The sequence below is a fragment of the Arthrobacter sp. NPDC058127 genome (assembly GCF_042884555.1).
Classification (GTDB): domain Bacteria; phylum Actinomycetota; class Actinomycetes; order Actinomycetales; family Micrococcaceae; genus Arthrobacter.
In genome coordinates, this window is the sequence record NZ_JBHVTT010000038.1 from 1 (window position 1) to 5420 (window position 5420).

The 5420-nt window shown below is 55.8% G+C and carries 2 rRNA genes; both read right to left on the reverse strand.

Features of this window, described 5'->3' with window-relative positions:
• Window positions 1-13 precede the first annotated feature (13 nt).
• Window positions 14-3153 (reverse strand): 23S ribosomal RNA (locus tag ACFVTG_RS24690).
• A gap of 552 nt (window positions 3154-3705) precedes the next feature.
• Window positions 3706-5228, reverse strand: a 16S ribosomal RNA gene (locus ACFVTG_RS24695).
• The 16S and 23S rRNA genes sit together here, the layout of an rRNA operon.
• Window positions 5229-5420 lie beyond the last annotated feature (192 nt).

Below are 5420 nucleotides of genomic sequence, written 5' to 3' on the forward strand. Positions count from 1 at the left end.
TGATCGTGTTTGTGTGGTGTAAGTTATCGGCCTATTAGTACCGGTCAGCTTCAACAGTCTTTGGTCCTGTCTTCCACATCCGGCCTATCAACCCAGTGGTCTGGCTGGGGGCCTCTCACACACGAGGTGTATGGAAATCTCATCTTGAAGCGAGCTTCCCGCTTAGATGCTTTCAGCGGTTATCCCATCCGAACGTAGCTAATCAGCGGTGCACTTGGCAGTACAACTGACACACCAGAGGTTCGTCCGTCCCGGTCCTCTCGTACTAAGGACAGCCCTTCTCAAATTTCCTGCGCGCGCAGCGGATAGGGACCGAACTGTCTCACGACGTTCTAAACCCAGCTCGCGTACCGCTTTAATGGGCGAACAGCCCAACCCTTGGGACCTACTCCAGCCCCAGGATGCGACGAGCCGACATCGAGGTGCCAAACCATGCCGTCGATATGGACTCTTGGGCAAGATCAGCCTGTTATCCCCGAGGTACCTTTTATCCGTTGAGCGACGGCCATTCCACAATGTACCGCCGGATCACTAGTCCCGACTTTCGTCCCTGCTTGAGATGTCTCTCTCACAGTCAAGCTCCCTTGTGCACTTACACTCGACACCTGATTGCCAACCAGGCTGAGGGAACCTTTGGGCGCCTCCGTTACTTTTTAGGAGGCAACCGCCCCAGTTAAACTACCCATCAGGCACTGTCCCTGACCCGGATCACGGGCCGAAGTTAGATGTCCAAAGTGACCAGAGTGGTATTTCAACGATGACTCCACCCCCACTGGCGTGAGGGCTTCAACGTCTCCCACCTATCCTACACAAGCCACTCCGAACACCAATACCAAACTATAGTAAAGGTCTCGGGGTCTTTCCGTCCTGCTGCGCGTAACGAGCATCTTTACTCGTACTGCAATTTCGCCGAGTTTATGGTTGAGACAGCGGGGAAGTCGTTACTCCATTCGTGCAGGTCGGAACTTACCCGACAAGGAATTTCGCTACCTTAGGATGGTTATAGTTACCACCGCCGTTTACTGGGGCTTAAATTCTCAGCTTCGCCTTGCGGCTAACCGGTCCTCTTAACCTTCCAGCACCGGGCAGGAGTCAGTCCGTATACATCGTCTTGCGACTTCGCACGGACCTGTGTTTTTAGTAAACAGTCGCTTCCCCCTGGTCTCTGCGGCCCCGATCCCCTCCCACCAGCAAGTGGTGTTCAAGGTTGGGGCCCCCCTTCTCCCGAAGTTACGGGGGCATTTTGCCGAGTTCCTTAACCATAATTCTCTCGATCGCCTTGGTATTCTCTACCTGATCACCTGTGTCGGTTTGGGGTACGGGCGGCTGGGACCTCGCGCCGATGCTTTTCTAGGCAGCATAGGATCACCGGATCCCCCCATGACGGGGGTCCCATCAGATCTCAGGATCGTCATCCAAGACACAGCGACGGATTTGCCTATCGCTGACCCTACATCCTTAGACCGGGGCAACCATCGCCCGGCCCGGCTACCTTCCTGCGTCACACCTGTTAATACGCTTACCTCCCGGGATCAGGTCCCGCGCTCGGCCAAAACCCGCACACCACAAGGGTGATTGGGCAGGCTCCGGGCGGTTAGTATCCCCCGCTTGGCATGGGCGGTCCTTCGCCGGTACGGGAATATCAACCCGTTGTCCATCGACTACGCCTGTCGGCCTCGCCTTAGGTCCCGACTTACCCAGGGCAGATTAGCTTGACCCTGGAACCCTTGATCATTCGGCGGACGGGTTTCTCACCCGTCTTTCGCTACTCATGCCTGCATTCTCACTCGTGTAGGCTCCACCGCTGGTTTACACCGCGACTTCACCGCCCACACGACGCTCCCCTACCACTCCAGACGACTGAACCACGAAGGCTTGTCTACTATCTGAAATCCACAACTTCGGCGGTGTACTTGAGCCCCGCTACATTGTCGGCGCGGAATCACTTGACCAGTGAGCTATTACGCACTCTTTCAAGGATGGCTGCTTCTAAGCCAACCTCCTGGTTGTCTTCGCAACTCCACATCCTTTCCCACTTAGCACACGCTTAGGGGCCTTAGTTGGTGGTCTGGGCTGTTTCCCTCTCGACTATGAAGCTTATCCCCCACAGTCTCACTGCTGCGCTCTCACTTACCGGCATTCGGAGTTTGGCTGACGTCAGTAACCTTGTAGGGCCCATCGGCCATCCAGTAGCTCTACCTCCGGCAAGAAACACGCAACGCTGCACCTAAATGCATTTCGGGGAGAACCAGCTATCACGGAGTTTGATTGGCCTTTCACCCCTACCCACAGCTCATCCCCTCCATTTTCAACTGAAGTGGGTTCGGTCCTCCACGACGTCTTACCGTCGCTTCAACCTGGCCATGGGTAGATCACTCCGCTTCGGGTCTAGATCACGCCACTACACTCGCCCTGTTCAGACTCGCTTTCGCTACGGCTACCCCACACGGGTTAACCTCGCGACGTAACACTAACTCGCAGGCTCATTCTTCAAAAGGCACGCCGTCACCAGAATCAGACTGGCTCCGACGGATTGTAAGCACACGGTTTCAGGTACTGTTTCACTCCCCTCCCGGGGTACTTTTCACCTTTCCCTCACGGTACTGGTCCGCTATCGGTCATTAGGAAGTATTTAGGCTTATCAGGTGGTCCTGACAGATTCACACGGGATTTCTCGGGCCCCGTGCTACTTGGGATCCTCTCCAGGCGGCACACAACATTACGGTTACGGGGCTAACACCCTCTCCGGCCGGCCTTTCAAGACCGTTCACCTATGCCTGCGCTCTCACCCCACCGGTCCGGCAGAACCAGTACGGAAAGTCCCACAACCCCGCCCATGCAACGCCCGCCGGCTATCACACATGGAACGGTTTAGCCTCATCCGCGTTCGCTCGCCACTACTAACGGAATCACTCTTGTTTTCTCTTCCTGCGGGTACTGAGATGTTTCACTTCCCCGCGTTCCCCCCACGCACCCTATGTGTTCAGATGCGGGTCACCAGATCACGCAAAACGCGTCTGGCGGGGTTTCCCCATTCGGACATCCTGGGATCACCGTTCGGTTATCAACTCCCCCAGGCTTATCGCAGATTCCTACGTCCTTCTTCGGCTCCTAATGCCAAGGCATCCACCGTGTGCCCTTAAAAACTTGACCACACAAGATCAAAAAACTTCTCGAGAGAACCAGACCCCCAAAAAGAGGGCCGGGTTCATAAAAAGAAATTGCTGTAAGACACGAAACAAACCCCAAGGGCCTGCCCGTGCCTAGATGCTCGCGTCCACTATGTAGTTCTCAAACAACAACCCCGTACCACACACCCCCGCACCACAACCACCCCCGAAAAGGGACAGCCGTGCACGCACGAAGACCATGCAGCCAGGAAACCAGAAACACCCAAACCCGCCAGGAAAAACCACGCAAACCACACAGGCCACGCACCCTCCCCGACGGCCCTGTTGCCTCAGGACCCAACAGTGTGCCAAACACGAAAACCGGACAACCCCCTACCCGCACCGTTCCAAAACACCCACCACAAAAGTGAAGGCATCCGTACTGGACACAGGAAAAGAACCAACCGGCCGCTATCTGCTGATATTCCACCCATGAGCACCCACCGCAGAACAGACGCCTGCGCAATGGGCTTTGCTTCCACACACCCCCAACCAACCATGCGGAAGGAAGAAGGGCGATAATGGTGCTCCTTAGAAAGGAGGTGATCCAGCCGCACCTTCCGGTACGGCTACCTTGTTACGACTTAGTCCCAATCGCCGGTCCCACCTTCGACGGCTCCCCCCACAAGGGTTAGGCCACCGGCTTCGGGTGTTACCAACTTTCGTGACTTGACGGGCGGTGTGTACAAGGCCCGGGAACGTATTCACCGCAGCGTTGCTGATCTGCGATTACTAGCGACTCCGACTTCATGGGGTCGAGTTGCAGACCCCAATCCGAACTGAGACCGGCTTTTTGGGATTAGCTCCACCTCACAGTATCGCAACCCTTTGTACCGGCCATTGTAGCATGCGTGAAGCCCAAGACATAAGGGGCATGATGATTTGACGTCGTCCCCACCTTCCTCCGAGTTGACCCCGGCAGTCTCCTATGAGTCCCCGCCATCACGCGCTGGCAACATAGAACGAGGGTTGCGCTCGTTGCGGGACTTAACCCAACATCTCACGACACGAGCTGACGACAACCATGCACCACCTGTAAACCGACCGCAAGCGGGGCACCTGTTTCCAGGCGTTACCGGTTCATGTCAAGCCTTGGTAAGGTTCTTCGCGTTGCATCGAATTAATCCGCATGCTCCGCCGCTTGTGCGGGCCCCCGTCAATTCCTTTGAGTTTTAGCCTTGCGGCCGTACTCCCCAGGCGGGGCACTTAATGCGTTAGCTACGGCGCGGAAAACGTGGAATGTCCCCCACACCTAGTGCCCAACGTTTACGGCATGGACTACCAGGGTATCTAATCCTGTTCGCTCCCCATGCTTTCGCTCCTCAGCGTCAGTTAATGCCCAGAGACCTGCCTTCGCCATCGGTGTTCCTCCTGATATCTGCGCATTTCACCGCTACACCAGGAATTCCAGTCTCCCCTACATCACTCTAGTCTGCCCGTACCCACTGCAGAACCGGAGTTGAGCCCCGGTCTTTCACAGCAGACGCGACAAACCGCCTACGAGCTCTTTACGCCCAATAATTCCGGATAACGCTTGCGCCCTACGTATTACCGCGGCTGCTGGCACGTAGTTAGCCGGCGCTTCTTCTGCAGGTACCGTCACTTTCGCTTCTTCCCTACTGAAAGAGGTTTACAACCCGAAGGCCGTCATCCCTCACGCGGCGTCGCTGCATCAGGCTTGCGCCCATTGTGCAATATTCCCCACTGCTGCCTCCCGTAGGAGTCTGGGCCGTGTCTCAGTCCCAGTGTGGCCGGTCACCCTCTCAGGCCGGCTACCCGTCGTCGCCTTGGTAGGCCATTACCCCACCAACAAGCTGATAGGCCGCGAGTCCATCCAAAACCGCAAAAGCTTTCCACCACCACCACATGCGTGGAGCGGTCGTATCCGGTATTAGACCCAGTTTCCCAGGCTTATCCCAGAGTCAAGGGCAGGTTACTCACGTGTTACTCACCCGTTCGCCACTAATCCCCCCAGCAAGCTGGAGATCATCGTTCGACTTGCATGTGTTAAGCACGCCGCCAGCGTTCATCCTGAGCCAGGATCAAACTCTCCGTTGAAGTAAAACAAAAACAGACACAACCACAACCACCGGAAATAACGGCAGAAGAGCTGCACAAAATTTGAAACCAGCTGTAAAACCAGCCCCGCGCCACGGAGGTGACACGAAACCAGCCAAAACAACCAATTCATATAAATAAATCGGTATCAACAAACTTGGCACACTATTGAGTTCTCAAACAACAGACACA